This window comes from Brachybacterium sp. NBEC-018, assembly GCF_024860185.1.
Lineage (GTDB): Bacteria > Actinomycetota > Actinomycetes > Actinomycetales > Dermabacteraceae > Brachybacterium > Brachybacterium rhamnosum.
Genome location: NZ_CP100650.1, coordinates 3,039,682 through 3,057,486, shown reverse-complemented (window position 1 = coordinate 3,057,486; position 17,805 = coordinate 3,039,682). Strand labels below are relative to the sequence as shown.

General features: G+C 73.5%; 16 protein-coding genes. 9 read left to right on the top strand and 7 right to left on the bottom strand.

Going from position 1 to position 17,805, the window contains the following annotated elements; genetic code table 11:
- Positions 1–32 precede the first annotated feature (32 nt).
- Both NLU66_RS13890 and panD read right to left on the bottom strand, forming a co-directional pair.
- Positions 33–959, bottom strand: a complete 927-nt coding sequence (locus tag NLU66_RS13890) for an AEC family transporter (RefSeq protein WP_259360228.1) — start codon at positions 957–959, stop codon at positions 33–35.
- Between the two features lie 107 nt (positions 960–1,066).
- A complete protein-coding gene (gene panD, locus NLU66_RS13885; RefSeq protein ID WP_259360227.1) occupies positions 1,067–1,492 on the bottom strand; it encodes an aspartate 1-decarboxylase in 426 nt (141 codons plus the stop codon).
- Between the two features lie 58 nt (positions 1,493–1,550).
- Between panD and NLU66_RS13880 the strand changes: the two genes are divergently transcribed.
- Together NLU66_RS13880 and NLU66_RS13875 are read left to right on the top strand one after the other, a co-directional pair.
- Complete coding sequence (locus NLU66_RS13880; RefSeq protein ID WP_259360226.1) at positions 1,551–3,212, top strand: DEAD/DEAH box helicase; 1,662 nt, start codon at positions 1,551–1,553, stop codon at positions 3,210–3,212.
- Positions 3,209–4,612, top strand: coding sequence for an L-serine ammonia-lyase (locus tag NLU66_RS13875; protein WP_259360225.1), 1,404 nt, complete (start codon positions 3,209–3,211; stop codon positions 4,610–4,612). The genes NLU66_RS13880 and NLU66_RS13875 overlap by 4 nt, the downstream gene beginning before the upstream one ends.
- Here NLU66_RS13875 and NLU66_RS13870 read toward each other — a convergent pair.
- Complete coding sequence (locus NLU66_RS13870; protein WP_259360224.1) at positions 4,593–5,714, bottom strand: AMP-binding protein; 1,122 nt, start codon at positions 5,712–5,714, stop codon at positions 4,593–4,595. The genes NLU66_RS13875 and NLU66_RS13870 overlap by 20 nt on opposite strands.
- A gap of 273 nt (positions 5,715–5,987) precedes the next feature.
- Here NLU66_RS13870 and NLU66_RS13865 point away from each other — a divergent pair, with 273 nt between their 5' ends.
- The 3 genes from NLU66_RS13865 to acs all read left to right on the top strand — a co-directional run bounded on the left by NLU66_RS13865 (position 5,988) and on the right by acs (position 9,101).
- The gene (locus tag NLU66_RS13865) at positions 5,988–6,155 is read left to right on the top strand and encodes a CopG family transcriptional regulator (RefSeq protein WP_259360223.1); all 168 of its coding nucleotides are present in this window, start codon (positions 5,988–5,990) and stop codon (positions 6,153–6,155) included.
- Between the two features lie 33 nt (positions 6,156–6,188).
- Entirely contained in the window at positions 6,189–6,986 is a 798-nt protein-coding gene (locus tag NLU66_RS13860) for a hypothetical protein (RefSeq protein WP_259360222.1), read from the top strand.
- Positions 6,987–7,121: 135 nt separating this feature from the next.
- Positions 7,122–9,101, top strand: coding sequence for an acetate--CoA ligase (acs, locus tag NLU66_RS13855; RefSeq protein ID WP_259360221.1), 1,980 nt, complete (start codon positions 7,122–7,124; stop codon positions 9,099–9,101).
- 100 nt (positions 9,102–9,201) lie between these two features.
- On the opposite strand, the gene NLU66_RS13850 is transcribed toward acs, so the two are convergent.
- The 3 genes from NLU66_RS13850 to NLU66_RS13840 are packed head-to-tail and all read right to left on the bottom strand — an operon-like array spanning position 9,202 to position 12,133.
- Positions 9,202–10,140: a DUF4097 domain-containing protein gene (locus NLU66_RS13850; RefSeq protein WP_259360220.1), complete on the bottom strand. Its 939-nt coding sequence runs from the start codon at positions 10,138–10,140 to the stop codon at positions 9,202–9,204.
- A complete protein-coding gene (locus tag NLU66_RS13845) occupies positions 10,137–10,793 on the bottom strand; it encodes a response regulator transcription factor (protein WP_137771083.1) in 657 nt (218 codons plus the stop codon). The genes NLU66_RS13850 and NLU66_RS13845 overlap by 4 nt, the downstream gene beginning before the upstream one ends.
- Positions 10,790–12,133 (bottom strand): sensor histidine kinase, encoded by a 1,344-nt coding sequence (locus NLU66_RS13840; protein ID WP_259360219.1) that lies wholly within the window; start codon positions 12,131–12,133, stop codon positions 10,790–10,792. The genes NLU66_RS13845 and NLU66_RS13840 overlap by 4 nt, the downstream gene beginning before the upstream one ends.
- Before the next feature lie 142 nt (positions 12,134–12,275).
- On the opposite strand from NLU66_RS13840, the gene NLU66_RS13835 reads away from it, so the two are divergent.
- The 4 genes from NLU66_RS13835 to rlmB are packed head-to-tail and all read left to right on the top strand — an operon-like array spanning position 12,276 to position 16,412.
- Positions 12,276–13,400 (top strand): LacI family DNA-binding transcriptional regulator, encoded by a 1,125-nt coding sequence (locus NLU66_RS13835; RefSeq protein WP_259360218.1) that lies wholly within the window; start codon positions 12,276–12,278, stop codon positions 13,398–13,400.
- A gap of 57 nt (positions 13,401–13,457) precedes the next feature.
- Positions 13,458–13,955 carry a phage holin family protein gene (locus tag NLU66_RS13830; RefSeq protein WP_259360217.1) on the top strand — a complete coding sequence of 166 codons (498 nt, stop codon included), beginning with the start codon at positions 13,458–13,460 and terminating at the stop codon, positions 13,953–13,955.
- Positions 13,956–14,009: 54 nt separating this feature from the next.
- A complete protein-coding gene (gene cysS, locus NLU66_RS13825) occupies positions 14,010–15,458 on the top strand; it encodes a cysteine--tRNA ligase (RefSeq protein WP_259360216.1) in 1,449 nt (482 codons plus the stop codon).
- Positions 15,459–15,473: 15 nt separating this feature from the next.
- Positions 15,474–16,412, top strand: a complete 939-nt coding sequence (rlmB, locus tag NLU66_RS13820) for a 23S rRNA (guanosine(2251)-2'-O)-methyltransferase RlmB (RefSeq protein ID WP_259360215.1) — start codon at positions 15,474–15,476, stop codon at positions 16,410–16,412.
- Positions 16,413–16,496: 84 nt separating this feature from the next.
- Here rlmB and NLU66_RS13815 read toward each other — a convergent pair whose 3' ends face one another.
- Positions 16,497–17,738: a DUF4032 domain-containing protein gene (locus NLU66_RS13815; protein WP_259360214.1), complete on the bottom strand. Its 1,242-nt coding sequence runs from the start codon at positions 17,736–17,738 to the stop codon at positions 16,497–16,499.
- Positions 17,739–17,805: the final 67 nt, after the last annotated feature.

The following is a 17,805-nucleotide window of genomic DNA, read 5'->3' as shown; positions in this document are numbered from 1 at the left end:
GGTCCTGCCTGCCCGGGGGAGCCGGTCGGGAGTCACACGCCGAGCAGCGCGGAGACCGCGAGCAGCGCGAGGACCGTGCCGATCGTCGTGATGAGGACCGTGTCCCGGGCGAGGTTCTCCGCGGCCTGGTAGCGGGCGGCGGCGACGTAGACGTTCTGCGCCGTCGGGAGCGCCGCCATGACGACGACCTCGTACAGCCCGTGGCCGCTGAGCCCGAACAGCAGCCCGATACCGAGCGCGAGCAGCGGCATGAGAACGATCTTCGCGATCGAGGAGATCGCGATGAGGCCCCGGTAGCCGTCGTCCTTCGCGAGCGGCCTCGACCCGTGCAGGGAGAGCCCGTAGGCGAGGAGCATCGCGGGGATCGCCATGTCCCCGAGGGAGGAGAACGGCTCGAGGACCACCTCGGGCAGCCGCACGCCGGCGCCGGCGAGCACCCCGCCCACGGCGGCCGCGATGATCGTCGGGTTCGCGCCGATGCTGCGCGCGATGCCGGCGAGCCCGAGCTTCGATTCCTGTGTCTGCGCGTGCAGGACGAAGAGGTACAGGGGCGTGTAGACGGCCTGCTGGAAGAGGATCACCGGCAGGGCGTGCGAGATGTCGCCGAGCACGTAGGCGGCGATCGGGAAGCCCATGTTCGCGCCGTTGACGACGGAGCCGCTGATCGCGGCGATCGTGAGCTCGGTGCCGCGACGCTTCGTGAACAGCCGCAGGCCCACCCACAGCAGCACGCCCATGAGGAGCCCAGAGATGCCGGCCACCGCCATCGGCACCGAGAACACCTCGCGGGGGTCGGAGCCGAGCAGGCCCACGAGCACCAGGGCGGGGGAGGCGAGGAAGAAGGTCGCGCGGTTCAGGACGTAGCGGCCCTGGGGGCCGAGGATCCCGGTGCGCCCGGCGATCCATCCGATCGCGATGAGCGTCCAGACGATGAAGAACCCGGCCAGGACCCCGCTCATCGGGCGGGGGAGGGCACAGGGGTCAGCACGGTCCCGATCCTATAGGGGTGGGCCGACGCCCGCTGCTGGGGTCCAGCGCGCGGGACGGCGCCGGGACGGGGGAGCGGTCAGCGGGCCCCGACGCTGTGGCGGCCGCTGATCTGGTCGGCCGTGCCCGGGACGGGCTCGGCGCCGTCGTGCCCGAGGGCCACGATCCGGTTGAGGTCGTCGACGTGGACGACCTTCGGCTCGTGCTCGGCGACCTCGCGCTCGTCCATCTGGCCGTAGCCCATGATGATGACGAGGTCCCCGGGGGCGACCAGATGGGCGGCCGCGCCGTTGATGCCGATCACACCGGTCCCGGCGTCGCCGCGGATCACATAGGTGGTCAGACGGGCGCCGTTGGTGATGTCGGCGATCGTCACCTGCTCGTTCTCGACCAGGCCGGCGGCATCCACGAGATCGGCGTCGATCGTCACCGATCCCACGTAGTGCAGGTCCGCCTGGGTGACCGTGGCACGGTGGATCTTCGAGGTCATGAGAGTGCGCAGCACGTGCACCAGTCTCCCATGCGCGATGATGGGGGCGCCCGCATCCGTCAGGAGGATCACGATGCCCAAGGCTCGCCGCCGTTCCACCCACCGATCCAGCCGGTTCGAGGACATGGCCCTGCCCGAGGAGCTGCTCGGCGTGCTCGCCGAGCAGGGACTCGACCGCGCCTTCGAGATCCAGGAGGCGATCCTCCCGGACGCCCTCGCGGGTCGCGACGTCCTCGCCCGCGCGGAGACCGGCTCCGGCAAGACCCTCGCGTTCACGCTCGCGATGACCGCTCGCTTCCGGCACCGCAAGGTGCACCGTCGCCGGCCGCTCGGCATCGTGCTGGTCCCCACCCGTGAGCTCGCCGTGCAGGTCGTGGACACGATCCACCCCTTCGCTCGCGCCATCGGCGTGCGCGCCCAGCTCGTCTCCGGCGGCATGAACATCGACAAGCAGGCCGAGGCCCTGAACCGCGGCGTCGAGATCGTCGTGGCCACGCCCGGCCGCCTCATCGACCTCGCCGAGCGCGGCGGGATCTTCCTGGACCGCGTCGAGACCACGGTCATCGACGAGGCCGACCACATGGCCGATCTGGGCTTCCTGCCCCAGGTGCGCGACATCCTCGCCGCGACGGAGATGGGCACCCAGAAGATGCTCTTCTCGGCGACGCTGGACGGGCAGGTCGAGGAGATCGTCGACACCTTCCTCGTGGATCCGGTCACCCACGAGACCACCCCGGTCGCCGCGGCCGTCGAGACGATGGCCCACCACGTGCTCGCGATCGCCCCCTCCGCCAAGCGCGAGGTGACCGCCCAGCTCGCCAACCGCGAGGGCCGCACGCTCGTGTTCACGCGCACGCAGCTGGGCGCGGAGCGCGTCGCCCAGGAACTCATCGAGGTCGGGGTCCCCGCCGCGGCGCTGCACGGCAACAAGCAGCAGGGCCTGCGCACGAACGTGCTCGCCGGGTTCCGGCAGGGCGCCTACCCGGTGCTCGTGGCGACCGACGTCGCCGCGCGCGGCCTGCACATCGACGACGTCACGATGGTGATCCACGTCGACCCGGCCGACGACGTCAAGGAGTACGTGCACCGCTCGGGACGCACCGCGCGCGCGGGCGCCGCCGGCACCGTCGTCACCCTCGCGCTCCCGCACCAGGTCAAGGTCACCCGCTCCGTGCTCGAGGGCGCGAAGATCGAGGGGACCTGGGCCGACGCCCCCGACGCCTCGGTCGAGGCGATCGCGGCGCTGGGCGGTCGCACGCCGCTGGGCGAGCCGGCCGAGGACCCCGCCGCGGTGAAGTACAAGGGCGCCCCGCGCAAGCTCGACCTCAGCCGCAGGGGCGGGGCGAGCGCGCGCAAGGCGGAGGAGCGCCGTGCGAACGAGGAGCGGCGCGCCTCCTGGGAGGAGGAGCCGGAGAGCGGCTCCGGACGCCGCGGCGGCGATCGCTCCGGCGGCGGTCGCCCGGGCGGTGCCGGACGTGCGGGAGGTGCGGGGTCCCGGGGACGCTCCGGCGCCCCCACCCGCGCCCCGCGCGGCGGAGCCTCCGGCCGCGGCCGCGGGGAGGATGCCGAACAGGGCGGCCGCGGTCGCAGCGGCGCAGCCGATACCGGCAGCGGGCGGCGCGGTGGCACCGGTCGCGGTCGGTCCGGCGGCCCCGATGCCGGCCGCGGCACGGGTCGCGGGTCCGGTCGCGGGCGCGGCCCCGGCGCAGGCGGGAAGGGCCGCGGCTCGCGATGAGCATCAGCCTGTTCGACATGTTCAAGATCGGGATCGGCCCCTCGAGCTCGCACACCGTCGGACCGATGCGGGCGGCCGCGCTGTTCGCCCGTGAGCTCCTCGCCGATCCCGCGCTCGCCCCGCGCGTGGCGGACGTCGCCGTCCACCTCTACGGCTCCCTCGCGGCCACCGGGGCGGGCCACGGCACCCTCGACGCCGTCGTCATGGGGCTCGAGGGCGCGGATCCCGAGACCGTGGACCCGGTCGCCGCCCGGGAGCGGGTCGCGCACATCGAGGCGGAGGGCGGGCTGCTGCTGGGCGGCGCCGTGCCCGTCTCCCTGCGGCCCTCCACGATCGTCCTGCACCCGCTGACCTTCCTGCCCCAGCACTCCAACGGGATGACGTTCATCGCCCTCGACGCGGCGGGCGAGGAGATCGCCCGCCGGCCCATGTTCTCCGTGGGCGGCGGCTTCGTCGTCGACGAGGCGGACATGGACCGCCCCCTCGCGGAGCTCGCCGCGGAGGACGACGGCCGGGCGATCTTCACGACCGGAGCGCAGCTGCTGCGGGTCTGCGAGGAGCGCGGGATCTCGGTCTCCGAGGCGATGCTGCTGCGGGAGCGGCAGTGGCGCAGCGACGAGGAGATCCGGTCCGGGGCGCTCGCGATCTGGCAGGTCATGAGCGAGTGCATCGATCGGGGCGTCCGCACCCAGGGGGTGCTGCCGGGCGGCCTCGAGGTGAAGCGGCGCGCCGCCTCCTGGTTCGACTCGCTGAGCGCCGAGGACCCGGTGCGCCTGCCGATGAACGCCTTCGAGTGGGTCTCCCTCGCCGCGCTCGCCGTCAACGAGGAGAACGCGGCGGGCGGTCGCGTCGTCACCGCGCCCACGAACGGGGCCGCCGGGATCATCCCCGCCGTACTCCACTTCGCGACCCGGTACATCGAGGGCGTGGACCCGGACGAGATCGCGGTGCGCTTCCTGCTGACCGCCGGGGCGATCGGCTCGCTGTACAAGGAGCACGCGTCGATCTCCGGCGCCGAGGTGGGCTGCCAGGGCGAGGTCGGCTCGGCGTGCTCGATGGCCGCCGCGGCGCTGTGCGAGGCCATGGGCGGCAAGCCCGCCCAGGTCGAGAACGCGGCGGAGATCGCGATGGAGCACAACCTCGGGCTCACCTGCGATCCCGTGGGCGGGCTCGTGCAGGTGCCGTGCATCGAGCGCAATGCGATGGCGGCGGTCAAGGCGATCACCGCGGCGCGGTTCGCGCTGCGCGGCACGGGCGAGCACTTCGTGTCCCTCGACGCGGTCATCGAGACCATGCGGCAGACCGGCAAGGACATGTCCGAGCGCTACAAGGAGACCGCCATGGGCGGGCTCGCCGTGACGATGGGCCAGGGGGTCCCGGTCAGCGTCCCCGACTGCTGATCCGCACCTCGCGCGGGACGGAGGAGGCGCCGAGCCGGTCCCGGACCAGCGCCCGCACCCCGTGCGGCGTGATGACGCGACCCTCCTCTCGCTCCTCCTCCTCGAGCACCACGTGGGCGACGGTGCGCCGGCCGAGCTCCTCGTCGGGCACGAAGCGCAGGTGCACCGAGCGGATGCCGTCCTGCGACTGCAGCAGGCGCACCACGCCGCGGGGGTCGCGGAGCATGCCGGGGCTCGCGTCCGGGGCGTCGGCCCGCGCGGTCACGTGCACGGCGCCCTGCTCGTCGATCTCGCCGTGGTCGGTGACGAGCCAGCGCCGGCGGGTGAAGGTGGTGCGGGTGCGCAGCACGCCGTCCCGCACCCGGATCTCCACGCCGTGGAGGGGCCTGCCGTCCACGGTGAGGGTGCCGGTCTCGACGCTCCCGTAGACGTCGTGGACCCGGGCGTGCCAGTGGCGGGCGAGGTCCGCGCGGAGCTCGTCGGGCAGGACGTCGGTCGTCGAGACGATCCGGTCGATCCGCAGCGGCACGTGCCCGCTGAGCTCGCGGTCCGCGGCGAGGATGTCCGCGAGGTGCACCGGGGTGCCCACGAGCATCCGCGGCGAGGTGCGGTGCAGCAGGGCGACCCGGTCCACGACCCGCAGATGGCTCACGTCCACGAGCGGGGAACCGGCGCTCAGCGCGGCGAGGGCGAGCAGGAGCCCGTGCGCGTGGACCCCGGGGATCGCGGTCGCCACACGGGCGCCCTTGCGCACGCCGATCCGGCGGGCGAGGTCGGTGAGCGTGCGCAGCTGCGGCGCGGTGAGCGGCCCGCGCTCGAGCACCCGGGGGGCGCCGGTGGTACCGCTCGAGCGCAGGTCGAGGTGGCCGTGGCCGGCGAGCGCCGTGACGAGCACCTGGCGCAGCGGCGCCCAGGGAGGGAGCTCGCCGAGCCGCGGGCGCTCCGCCCCGCGCCGCTCGAGCAGCTGGAGATGACCCTGCAGGTCCCCGGCCGTGAGCTCGCCGTGCACGTCGATGAGCACGACGGACCGAGGTCGCGTCGCGGCCCGCAGCCGCAGGGCGGTGCGGGCGTGGGAGAGCCGGCCGGGGCGGTGCAGCGCCATGGTCACCGCACCCCTGCGCGCGGGCGCGGCGCGCTCTCCCCGGTGCGGGCGGGGAGATGCGGACCGGCGGCGCCGCGGAGCGGGCCGTCGGGGGAGGGGAGTGCCATGGGCACCACGGTAGTCGGGGCGCGCCGTCGCCGCAGGTGCGCCCGTCCTCCGGGCCGCGTGTCGGTGGGGCGGGGACGTGCGCGTCCGCTCCGTGCCCCCGGGCCCTTCGCCGGCTCGCACCGCCGACCCCTTGTCGCCCTCGATCGAGGTTGCTAGCATCCTCGCATGGTAGAGAACAGCTCGAGGTCACGCCCCCCGAAGGTGCAGTTCAACGTGTACCTGCCGCCGGATCTCGTCCGCGAGGTCAAGCATCGTGCGATCGACGAGTCCCTCAGCCTCAGCGCGCTCGTCGAGGAGGCGCTCCGCCGCTACCTCGACGACACCCCCGCCTGACGTCGGCAGTCCCGCCCCACCACAGGAGATCCCGTGACCACCATCGACCCCGCCTCCGACACCGCCATGTTCACCGTCTTCCCCCTCCGCTTCACCGATGACGTCCCCGCGATGATCGCGTTCCTCCGCACGCTCGGCCTCGAGCGGCTCGTGACCGCCGGTGACGACGCCTTCGGCGACCTCGCCGCCGGCGCCGGGCGGGTCATGCTCCACTCCGTCGCCGGTGCGGCGAGCGGCGCCCGCCCCGGGGACACCGACCTGTGTCTCGCCGTGCCGGATGCGGACGCCGCCGCGGCCCACCTCGAGGAGGCCGGCGTGGAGGTCTCCGTGTGGGACGAGAGCTTCGGCCGCCAGGGCAGGATCGACGGGCCGGCGGGGGAGGGCATCTCCCTGAACGAGGACCAGCAGGACCTGTACGGCTACCAGGGGCACGACGCCTCCGGGGCGGATGCCCGCCTCGCCGTCGTCGCGGTGCTCTCGAGCGAGGACCCCGAGCGCGACGCTGCCCATCTCGCCCACCTCGGCCTCCTGCCCGTCGGCCCCGCCGCCCCCGGCTGGCAGGAGCTGCGCGGGCCGGGCCGGGCGGGATCGATCGGTCTGCACGCCCCCCTGCCGGGAGCGCCCCGCACCCGCGCCACCTCCTCCGAGTACGGCGACGCCCTGCAGGTGCGCCTCGGCTTCTCCACGACGGAGGATCTCCCGTCGCTGGCCGCCCGGCTCACCGCGGCCGGGCACGAGGCGCGCGTGGTCCAGGGCGAGGGCGTGAGCGCCGTGCACGTCACCGATCCTGACGGGATCGCGCTCGAGATCCATCCCCGGCAGGACGGCTGAGCGCGCCGGGCTCGGGGTCGCGGAGGGCGTCGCCCGGAACCTCGGACCGCGACCTGTGGCCTGGGTCTCAGGCGCTATGGTGGGTGCCGAACCGAACGCCCAGGGCCCTCGCGGGGCCCAGGAACAGGAGCGCTGATGTCCGACGACGCCGTCACCGGGATCGACCACCTCGGCTCCGGGAGCCGCACCTTCCCGCCGCCCACCGAGTTCGTCCAGAACGCCGTGGCGCGCCCCTCGCTCTACGAGGAGGCCGCGCGCGACCGCCTCGGCTTCTGGCGCTCGCGCGCGCAGCTGCTGAGCTGGAAGACGCCGTTCACGCAGACGCTGGACTGGTCGAACCCGCCGTTCGCGAAGTGGTTCGCCGACGGCACCCTGAACGCCGCCTACAACGCCGTGGACCGCCACGTCGAGTCCGGCCACGGCGACCAGGTCGCGCTGCTCGCGGAGTACGAGGACGGCTCCGACGGCACCTACACCTACGCCCAGGTGAAGGACGAGATCTCGAGGATGGCGAACGTGCTCACCGATCTCGGTGTGCGCACCGGCGACCGGGTCGCGATCTACCTCCCGATGATCCCCGAGGCCGTCTTCGCGATGCTTGCGTGCGCCCGCCTCGGGGCCCCTCACTCGGTGGTCTTCGGCGGCTTCAGCGCCGACGCCCTGCGCTCCCGCATCGAGGACGCCGAGGCCCGCGTGGTGATCACGGCGGACGGCCAGTTCCGCCGCGGCAAGGCGATGGCGCTCAAGCCCGCGGTCGACGAGGCGCTCGCCGGCGGCGGCGAGTCGGTCCAGAAGGTGCTCGTGGTGCGCCGCACCGGCGGGGACGTCGAGTGGACCGAGGGCCGCGACGTGTGGTGGCACGAGGCGCGCGAGACCGCCTCCGCCGAGCACGAGCCCGTGTGGGTCGAGGCCGAGCACCCGCTGTTCATCCTCTACACCTCCGGCACCACCGGGAAGCCCAAGGGGATCGTCCACACCACCGGCGGCTACCTCACGCAGACCGCGTACACGCACCGCGCGGCCTTCGACATCAAGCCCTCCACGGACGTCTACTGGTGCACGGCCGACGTCGGCTGGGTGACCGGGCACAGCTACGTCGTCTACGGCCCGATGGTCAACCGCACCACCCAGGTCATCTACGAGGGCACCCCGGACACCCCGCATCAGGGCCGCTGGTGGGAGATCGTCGAGAAGTACAAGGTCACCCAGCTGTACTCCTCGCCCACCGCGATCCGCACCGCGATGAAGTGGGGCGAGGAGATCCCGGGGAAGTTCGACCTCTCCTCCCTGCGTCTGCTGGGCAGCGTCGGCGAGGCCATCAACCCCGAGGCATGGATGTGGTACCGCCGCGTGATCGGCGGGGACCGCTGCCCGATCGTCGACACCTGGTGGCAGACCGAGACCGGCGCCCTCATGATCTCGCCGCTCCCGGGCGTCACCGAGACCAAGCCGGGCAGCGCGCAGGTCCCGCTCCCGGGCATCAGCGCCGAGGTCCTCAACGACGCGGGCGAGCCCGTGGAGAACGGCCAGGGCGGCTACCTCGTGCTCACCGAGCCGTGGCCGTCGATGCTCCGCGGCATCTGGGGCGACCCGGAGCGCTTCGAGGAGACCTACTGGTCCCGCTTCCCCGGCAAGTACTTCGCCGGCGACGGCGCCCGCAAGGACGAGGACGGCGACATCTGGCTGCTGGGCCGCGTGGACGACGTCATGAACGTCTCCGGGCACCGCCTCTCGACCACCGAGATCGAGTCCGCCCTCGTCAGCCACGAGTGGGTCGCGGAGTCGGCCGTGGTCGGCGCGGCCGACGAGACCACCGGCCAGGCCGTGGTCGCCTTCGTCATCCTGCGCTCGGGCACCGAGGACGCGGTCGCGGAGGCCGGCGGCGAGGACAAGGCTGTGGAGATCCTGCGCCAGCACGTGGGCAAGGAGATCGGCCCGATCGCGAAGCCCAAGCGGGTCCTCCTGGTCACGGAGCTGCCCAAGACCCGCTCGGGCAAGATCATGCGCCGCCTGCTGCGCGACGTCGCCGAGAACCGTCAGGTGGGGGACACCCAGACCCTCGCCGACTCCTCGGTCATGGATCTCATCCAGAAGGGCCTCACCGGCAAGGGCTGACCGGGACGAGCGGTCCGTGCCCGAGGCGCGGACCGGACCGGCAGCGAGGACGCCGGCCGCGACGGGATCCCGTCGCGGCCGGCGTCCTCGTCGTGCACGGTCAGCGGGTCACGATCACGTCCCCCGCGGAGGACTCCACCGCGATGTGGCCGACGATGTCGCCGTCGGCCCCCGTCACGAGCGGGTCGACGCGCGTCTCGCCGAGGTCGGTGACCGCGTCGACGGTGCGGCGCGCCGTGCCCGGCGCACGGACGGTGACGCTGCCGAGGTCCGCGGCGATCCGGACGTCCCCGGCGGCATCGGGGGCGAGCCCCAGGTCGACCTCACCGGTGTCGCTCGTGATGTCGACGCCCGAGGTGACGGGGGAGGCGAGGTCGATGGAGACGTCGCCGAAGTCCGTCGCGACCGTGAGCGGGCCGGCCACCGTGAGGTCCTGCAGGTCCACGGCGCCGGTGTCGGCCGCCACGTCCAGGGCGGTGAAGGAGCCCTGGGCCTCGACCTCGCCGTAGTCCAGCTGGATGTCCAGGTCGAGGTCGAGGTCCTCGGGGACCACGAGCAGGAGGTCCCGGGTGTCGTCGAGCCACGGCACGGGGTTCCCGCCGGAGGGCTGGCGCACCGAGATCGCCGGGTGCTGGGCGGTGCCGGAGTCCGTGAACCGTGCGAGCACGGTCTCCCCGGACGGCGGCGGCGTCGTCGCGCCGGACTCCACGAGGGAGAGCGTGACCTGCTGCGCGTCCGCCTCCCGGACGACGGTCACGTCGCCCACGTCGGCCTCGAGGGAGAGCGCGGTCGGGCTGCCGAGCTCCTGCGTCGAGGCGACGGTGGTCATGTTCCGGTCGAGGTACCAGGGGATGAGCACGCTCGCCGCGAGCAGGACCAGGACCAGCACGACGATCAGCGACCCCAGGAGCACGCTCGCCGTGCGCCACGGGCGGTCGCGGCGAGGATCCGGCGTGAGGTGCCGGGGCGGGTCGAGCCGGTGGCGGGGCTCCGGGGCCGGCGCGACGGCGGGGGCGGGGGCGGGAGGCAGGGCGGTCATGAGCGGTCCTCGGATTCCAGGTAGCGCAGCACGGCCATGACACGGCGGTTCTCGCCGTCCACGGGCGGGAGGTCGAGCTTGGTCAGGAGCGAGGAGATGTGCTTCTCCACGCTCCCCGCGGAGACGAACAGGGCATCGGCGATCGCCTGGTTGGAGCGGCCCTGCGCCATGAGCGAGAGCACCTCCCGCTCCCGCGGCGTGAGCTGCTCGAGCACCCGCCGGCGCCGGGAGCGGACGAAGATCTGCTGGACCACCTCGGGGTCGAGCCAGGTGCCGCCCCGGCCCACCTCGTCGACCACGCCGAGGAAGTCCTCGACGTCGGCGACGCGGTCCTTGAGCACGTAGCCCAGGCCCCGCGGGGAGTCCGCGATGAGCTCGGAGGCGTAGCGCTCCTCGACGTACTGGGAGAGCACGAGGAGGGCGACGTCCGGGTCCTGCGCCCGGATGAGGGTCGCCGCCCGCACCCCCTCGTCGGTGAAGCTGGGGGGCATGCGCACGTCGATCACGGCGAGATCGGGGGAGTGCTCGGTGACGGCGTGGAGCAGCGGGGTCGCCTCGCCCACGGCGGCGACGACCTCATGACCGGCGTCGGTGAGCAGGCGCTCGAGCCCCGCCCTCAGCAGCACGGCGTCGTCGGCGATGACGATCCTCATCGGGTGGCCTCCTCAGGGGCGGGGACGGCGACGCGGGCGGGCGTCGCGGGGGAGCGGGGCGGAGCGGTGTCGGGAAGGGGGATCACGGCGAGCAGCACGGTGCCGCCGCCCTCGGGGCTCGCGACCTCGAGCCGGCCGCCGGTCGCGCGGACCCGGTCGGTGAGACCGGCGAGACCGGTCGAGCGGCCGTCGCGGTGCACGCGGGCGCCTCCGCGGCCGTCGTCCTCGATGCGCACGCGCAGGGCGTCCTCGGACTGGGCGAGGGCGACCGACGCGTGCCGGGCGTCGGCATGCTTGGCGATGTTCGTGAGCGCCTCGGCGACGACGAAGTACGCCACGGCCTCCCGCTCCCGGTCCAGCGGGCGGGGCAGGTCCACCTGGAGGTCGACGGGCACCGCGGAGCGGGCGGCGAGCGCCGAGAGCGCCGCGTCCAGGCCGCGGTCGGTGAGCACCGCCGGGTGGATGCCCCGGGCGAGCTGGCGGAGATCGGTGATGACCGCCTTGGTCTCCGAGTGCGCCCGGGTGACGAGCTCCTCCGCGCGGTCCGGGTCCGTGCGGATGCTCTGCCGCGCCATGCCGAGCGTCATGCCGAGCGCCACCAGTCGCGGCTGCACGCCGTCGTGGAGGTCCCGCTCGATCCGCAGCCGCTCCTGGGTGGCGGCGTCGACCGCGCCCTGGCGGCGCACGGCGAGCTCGGCGACCTGGCCGCGCAGGTCCTCCTCGGAGCCGGAGATCATCGCGCGGGCGAGCCCGCGGTCCGAGAGCGCCCCCAGCACGAGCATCAGCAGGGAGACCACGAGCGCGGCCGCGCCGATCCCCGCGAGACCCCAGCGGGGGAGCTCGACGGTGCCGAGGGTGAGCGCCCCGTGGCGCACGGCGACGTCGACCGCGAGCCAGGAGACGAACAGGGCCACGAGCGAGAGCAGGGCGAAGACCCCGGCGACGAGCATCGCGAGGTGATGATGCAGCACGCCCTTCCAGAACCAGCCCGAGCACACGTCCAGCCACAGGTCGTGCAGCCACCCGGCGACGCCGCCGCGGGTGGAGCGGCGGCGGGACGGCACGATCACCTCGAGGCCGTGCACCGCGACGGCGCGGCGGCGCTCGACGAGCACGGCGACCCGCATGGCGAGCACCCACGGCACGAGCAGCAGCAGACCGCTGCCCAGCGCGGCGAGACCGCCGAGGCCCGTGAGCAGGAGGGTCAGCGAGATCCAGAACCAGGTGAGCAGGAGCATCCCGCCGATGACCACGGAGGCCAGCGAGGCGGGGGTCACCCGGGCGCGGCGCGGGGCCGATCGGGTGCGGCCGGGGGCCGGCGGGGCGGAGGTGTCGTCCATGGACAGGACACTATGCGGCGGCCGGAGCCCGGCCCCACCGGGGACTCCGACGGATCCCGCGGGGGATAGCCCCCGCCCCGACGTGGCGCGGGACTCGCCCGGGAAGGCCCGACCCCGCCCGCCGATGCGGTTCAATGGGTCCATGAGCAGTGACGCGAAGACCCCGGCCGACGACTCCGCCCCCACCGAGCGCGACGGGGCGGCATCGTCCTCGAGCTCGCCCCAGGGCTCGCTGCGGGACGTGGCCAACTCCCTGGGCATCTCGAGCGCGGTCGCCCTGCGCGCCCTGCGCGGCATGGACGACATCCGACCCGCCCTCCGCCGCCGCGTGCAGGAGGAGGCCGAGCGCCTCCGCTTCCCGCTGGAGGAGCTCGCGGGCGAGACCGACCACCGCGGCGTCGTCGCCGTGCTCGTCAACACGATGCGCAACACCTGGATCTCCGACCTCGTGCGCTCGATCCGCATCGAGCTCACCGCGACCGGTCGCACCGCCGTCGTGGTCCCGACCCGTCGCCGCGTCCCCGAGTACCCCGTCGCCGCGGACACCGACGCGATCGAGTCGCTCGTGCGCCTCGGCGTGGACGGCTTCCTCATGGTCTCCGACCTCGCGGACATGGACAGCGTCATCGCGGCGACCGGCGACCGTCCCTTCGTGGGCATCGGCTGCTCGCAGGAGTACGTGGGCCGCATCGACACCGTCCGCATCGACGACGAGGTGGGCCAGGGCCTGCTCGTCGACCACCTGGTCGGCCTCGGTCACCAGGACATCGCGCACGTCGGCGGGGTCGGCGCGGCCGTGGCCCGTGAGCGCGCGGACGCCTTCCGCCGCGCCATGGCGCGCCACGGACTCGAGGACCACGCACGCATCGAGCCCGGCGACTTCACCGAGCAGGTGGGGCAGACCGCCGGCAACATGCTCCTGCGCGGCAGCCACGTGCCCACCGCCGTCACCTGCGCGAACGACGTGACCGCCGTGGGCGTGCTCTCCGCCGCGCGCGAGGCCGGCTTCTCCGTGCCGGACCAGCTCGCCGTCGCCGGCTACGGCAACACCTCGCTCGCCTCCTCCGGCATCGCCCAGCTCACGAGCGTGGACCCGAACTCCGATCGCCTCGGGGCGCTCGCCGCGCAGTTCCTCGTGGAGCGCGTCTCCGGCCACGAGGTCGAGGCCCGGGACGTCGCCGTCGCCCCGACGGTCGTCGTGCGCCGCTCGAGCTCCGCCGGCCCTCGGGCCGAGTCGCCCAAGCGCAAGCGGATCTCGGTCGACTGACCGCCGGCCCCGCGTCACCCTTTCCTGACCCTGCGAACCCTGCGATAGGCTCCGACCATGATCAACACCACGAACGATCCGAGCACGCCGCCGACCCAGCGGTCCATCGGTGAGCTCGTCCAGTCCATCAAGGACGAGATCCTCGGCGTCGTCCATCACGAGATCGACATCGCCAAGAAGGAGCTCACCGCCCTCGGCATCAAGGTGGGCATCATCGCCGCCTGCGCCGCGGTGCTGCTCTTCCTCCTGCTCTCCGCCTGGGTGATGCTGCTGTTCGCCGCGGCCGCCGGGCTGCAGGCCCTGGGGCTGCCGGCCTGGGCCTCCTTCCTCATCGTGGCGGGCGTGTTCATCCTGCTCGGCGCGATCGCCGGCCTGATCGCCTTCCTCGTCTCCAAGAAGCTCAAGGCCCCCGAGACCACGATCGAGACGGCGCAGTCCGCCGTCGGCGCGGTCCAGGGCAAGCGCCGCAGCAACACGGTCTCCTACGACGACACCTTCGAGGAGCTCTACGGGAAGCCGGCGGCCACGACCGCCACCTCCTCCAGCTCCTCCTGAGACCCGCGCCCCACCAGGGCGATCCCGGGCCGCGCGCCCGGTACCCTGGTCGGCGTGACTCTCCACCTGCACGACACCGCCACCCGCACCACCACCGCGCTCACGCCGGTGCGCGAGGGGGCGGTGTCGCTGTACGTGTGCGGCCCCACCACGCAGGGCGGCCCGCACCTCGGGCACCTGCGCACCTTCCTCGCCTTCGATGTGCTCGTGCGCTGGCTCGAGCGCAGCGGGTACGCGGTCACCCATGTCCGCAACGTCACCGACATCGACGACAAGATCCTCGCGAAGGCCGCGGAGAACGACGCCGAGTGGTGGGCCTGGTCGCTGCGCTTCGAGCGTGACTTCCACGCCCTGCTCGACGCCGTCGGCAACCGCCGACCCGACTACGAGCCGCGCGCCACGGGCCACGTCCCCGAGATGATCGCGTTCATGGAGCGGCTGATCGAGCGGGGCCACGCCTACCCGGACGGCCGGGGCTCCGTGTACTTCTCCGTCGCGTCGCTCCCCGAGTACGGGGCGCTCACCCGCCAGAGCCCCGAGGACATGCAGGACTCCGGCGAGGAGACCGAGCCCGGCAAGCGGGACCGCCGCGACTTCGCCCTCTGGAAGGCCGCGAAGGAGTCCGAGCCCGCGACCGCCTCGTGGGACACGCCCTGGGGACGCGGCCGTCCCGGCTGGCACCTCGAGTGCTCCGCGATGAGCCTGAAGTACCTGGGCGAGACCTTCGACATCCATGGCGGCGGCCTGGACCTGCGCTTCCCCCACCACGAGAACGAGCAGGCCCAGTCCCACGCTGCGGGCTACGGCTTCGCGCAGCGCTGGATGCACTCGGGCATGCTCACCGTGGACGGGCTGAAGATGGGCAAGAGCCTGGACAACTTCGTCACCGCCGCGCAGGCCCTCGCCGAGAGCCCCGTGCCGGTGGTGCGGCTCGCCCTCGTCTCCGGCCACTACCGCGCCAACGTCGAGTACAACGCGAGCTCGCTGCGCGAGGCGACGACGGTCTGGGAGCGCTTCGGCGCCGCCGCCCGCCGTGCCGCCGAGCAGCTCGCGGGCACCGAGCACGCCCCCGCCGCCGCACCCGACGTCGATCACGGCGCCGTGGAGCTGCCGGCGGAGTTCACCGCCGCGATGGACGACGACCTCGCCGTCCCCGAGGCGCTCGCCGTCGTGCACCGCGAGCTCTCCGCGCTCAACGCCCTGCTCGCCGCCGGCGGCGAGGCGTCGGCCGTCGCGGCCGGGCTCGCGCGGCTGCGCGCGATGCTCGACGTCCTCGGCCTCGACCCCCTCGGCGCGCAGTGGCAGGACGCCGGCGCCGGGGACGAGACCGAGCACCACGCCCTGGACGCGCTCGTCCAGGCACAGCTGAGCGCACGGGCGGCCGCCCGTGCGGACAAGGACTGGGCGCGCGCGGACGAGATCCGCGATGCCCTGACCGCTGCCGGCATCCGCGTCGAGGACGGGGCCGACGGCGCCCGCTGGACGCTCGCACCGCGCAGCTGAGGAAGAAGGAACCCCATGGCAGGCAACAGCTCACGGCGAGGCGCCATGCGCCATTCGAAGAAGGGCGCGACCGTCGGCTCCGGCGGCGTGCGCCGTCGCGCCCTCGAGGGCAAGGGCCCCACGCCCAAGGCCCAGGACCGTCCCGGCCACAAGGCGTACGCGGGCGGCGCGAAGAAGAGCTCCGGCGCGAAGGCGAGCCCCGGCAGCGACCAGGTCGCCGGGCGCAACTCCGTGCTCGAGGCGCTGCGCGAGGAGGTCCCCGCGACCCAGCTCACGCTCATGACCCGCATCGAGGTCGACGAGCGGGTGCGCGAGATCATGCGCCTCGCCGCCGCGCGCAACCTGCCCGTCACCGAGGTGCCCCGCTCCGACCTGGACCGCCGCACCGACCACGCGGTGCACCAGGGCGTCTCGCTGACGATCCCTCCGTACCGGTACGCGGAGGTCGACGAGCTCCTGCAGATCGCCTCCGACGCCTTCGAGGCGCCGCTGCTGATCGCCCTGGACGGGATCACCGATCCCCGCAACCTCGGCGCGATCCTCCGCAGCGCCGACGCCTTCGGCGCGCACGGCGTGATCCTTCCCGAGCGTCGCAGCGTGTCGATGACCGCGAGCGTCTGGAAGGTCGCGGCGGGCGCCGCCGGCCGGGTGCGAGTCGCCCAGGTCACGAACCTCAACCGCACGCTCTCCTCGCTCAAGTCCCAGGGCGTGTTCGTGCTGGGCCTGGACGCGGACGGTGACGTCACCAGCCGCGAGCTCGAGCTCGGCACGCAGCCGGTCGTGCTGGTCGTCGGCGCCGAGGGCAAGGGCCTGTCCCGGCTCGCCCGCGAGACCGCGGACCAGGTCGTCTCGATCCCGATGGCCGGCCGCACGGAGTCCCTCAACGCCTCCGTCGCCGCCGCGATCTCCCTCTACGAGATCGCCGGGGTGCGCGCCGCGCAGGGTCGCGCCTGACCTCGCTCCATCATCACGAGAGGGGCGGCACCGGAGGGTACCGCCCCTCGCGTGTGCCCGGGACCGAGAGCGGCCCCGGCGGGCTCAGGACTCGATGATCGGCAGCGCCGAGGTCTCCGTCGTGACGAGGGACTTCTCGTCGGGACGGTGGACGAGCACGGTGAGGATGTAGTCCCGCACCGTGTCGTCCAGGCTGACGTCCGCGCCGCGCTCCTCGGAGAGGAACCACTTGTGCTCGAGCACCTCGTGGAAGAACTCCGGCGGCTCGAGCTTGGAGCGCATGCCGCGCGGGATCGCCCGCACCACCGGCTCGTACTGCCGCTGCAGCCACTCGTGGGCGACGAACTCCTCCTCCTCGGCCTGCTGCTCGGTCGCCGCTCGGTAGTGGTCGAGGTCGTTGAGCAGTCGGCGGGCCTGGTTCTCCTGCGCGTCGATGCCCGTCAGCCGCATGAGCCGGCGAGCATGGTGGCCCGCGTCGACGACCTTGGGGCGGATCGAGAGCGAGGTCCCGTCGAGGTCCGTGGTGATCTCGAGCTCGCCCACGTCGAAGCCGAGCTTGTTGAGCTTCTCGATGCGGGCGGAGACCCGCCAGCGGTCGTCCGTGGAGAACTGCTCCCGTGCGGTGAGCGCGTCCCAGAGGTCGTTGTAGCGGCGCACGAGGTCGTCGCCCACCTCGACCGGGTCCGACTCCGGGTCGATCATGTCCCCGGCCTGGAGGTCCATGAGCTCGCCGATGATGTTCGTGCGGGCCAGGTCGAGGTCGTAGCTGCGCTGGCCGTCGGAGAGCTGCTCGTGCAGGCTGCCCGTCTCGACGTCCACGATGTACGCGGCGAAGGCGCCCGCGTCACGGCGGAAGAGCGTGTTGGACAGCGACACGTCGCCCCAGTAGAAGCCCTCGAGGTGCAGGCGCACGAGGAGCACCGCGAGCGCGTCGAGGAGCCGGTGCGCGGTGTCCTGCCGGGAGACCTGGCTGAACACGGCGCGGTAGGGGAGCGAGAACTGGAGGTGCCGTGTGATGAGCACGGCGTCCAGCGGGTCGCCCTGCGGCGTGGTGCGGCCGGAGATCACCGCGAAGGGCACCACCGCGGGGATGCCGATGCGCCCGAGGACCTTGAGCATGTCGTACTCGCGACGGGCGAGCGCGTGGTCGATCTCCTTGAGGGCGAGCACACGGCCCGAGACCCGGGCGAAGCGGACCACGTGACGGGAGATGCCGCGGGGGAGGGCGGCCAGGATCTCGTCCGGCCAGTCCTCCAGCGGCTGCTCCCAGGGCAGGTCCAGCAGGGCCGGATCCGCACGGGACGCGGTGATCTCCAGGGGTGCCATGGCCCCATTGTCCCCCAGGTCGGGGTCACCTCGCACGGGAGATGCGAGGAAGGAAGGCCCCGGGGAC

Bases quoted from the DNA above. Each gene is read 5' to 3' on its own strand.
- NLU66_RS13890 (WP_259360228.1), bottom strand. From the start codon at position 959: ATGAGCGGGGTCCTGGCCGGGTTCTTCATCGTCTGGACGCTCATCGCG.
- NLU66_RS13880 (WP_259360226.1), top strand. From the start codon at position 1,551: ATGCCCAAGGCTCGCCGCCGTTCCACCCACCGATCCAGCCGGTTCGAG.
- NLU66_RS13875 (WP_259360225.1), top strand. From the start codon at position 3,209: ATGAGCATCAGCCTGTTCGACATGTTCAAGATCGGGATCGGCCCCTCG.
- NLU66_RS13870 (WP_259360224.1), bottom strand. From the start codon at position 5,714: ATGGCGCTGCACCGCCCCGGCCGGCTCTCCCACGCCCGCACCGCCCTG.
- NLU66_RS13865 (WP_259360223.1), top strand. From the start codon at position 5,988: ATGGTAGAGAACAGCTCGAGGTCACGCCCCCCGAAGGTGCAGTTCAAC.
- acs (WP_259360221.1), top strand. From the start codon at position 7,122: ATGTCCGACGACGCCGTCACCGGGATCGACCACCTCGGCTCCGGGAGC.
- NLU66_RS13850 (WP_259360220.1), bottom strand. From the start codon at position 10,140: ATGACCGCCCTGCCTCCCGCCCCCGCCCCCGCCGTCGCGCCGGCCCCG.
- NLU66_RS13845 (WP_137771083.1), bottom strand. From the start codon at position 10,793: ATGAGGATCGTCATCGCCGACGACGCCGTGCTGCTGAGGGCGGGGCTC.
- NLU66_RS13840 (WP_259360219.1), bottom strand. From the start codon at position 12,133: ATGGACGACACCTCCGCCCCGCCGGCCCCCGGCCGCACCCGATCGGCC.
- NLU66_RS13835 (WP_259360218.1), top strand. From the start codon at position 12,276: ATGAGCAGTGACGCGAAGACCCCGGCCGACGACTCCGCCCCCACCGAG.
- NLU66_RS13830 (WP_259360217.1), top strand. From the start codon at position 13,458: ATGATCAACACCACGAACGATCCGAGCACGCCGCCGACCCAGCGGTCC.
- rlmB (WP_259360215.1), top strand. From the start codon at position 15,474: ATGGCAGGCAACAGCTCACGGCGAGGCGCCATGCGCCATTCGAAGAAG.
- NLU66_RS13815 (WP_259360214.1), bottom strand. From the start codon at position 17,738: ATGGCACCCCTGGAGATCACCGCGTCCCGTGCGGATCCGGCCCTGCTG.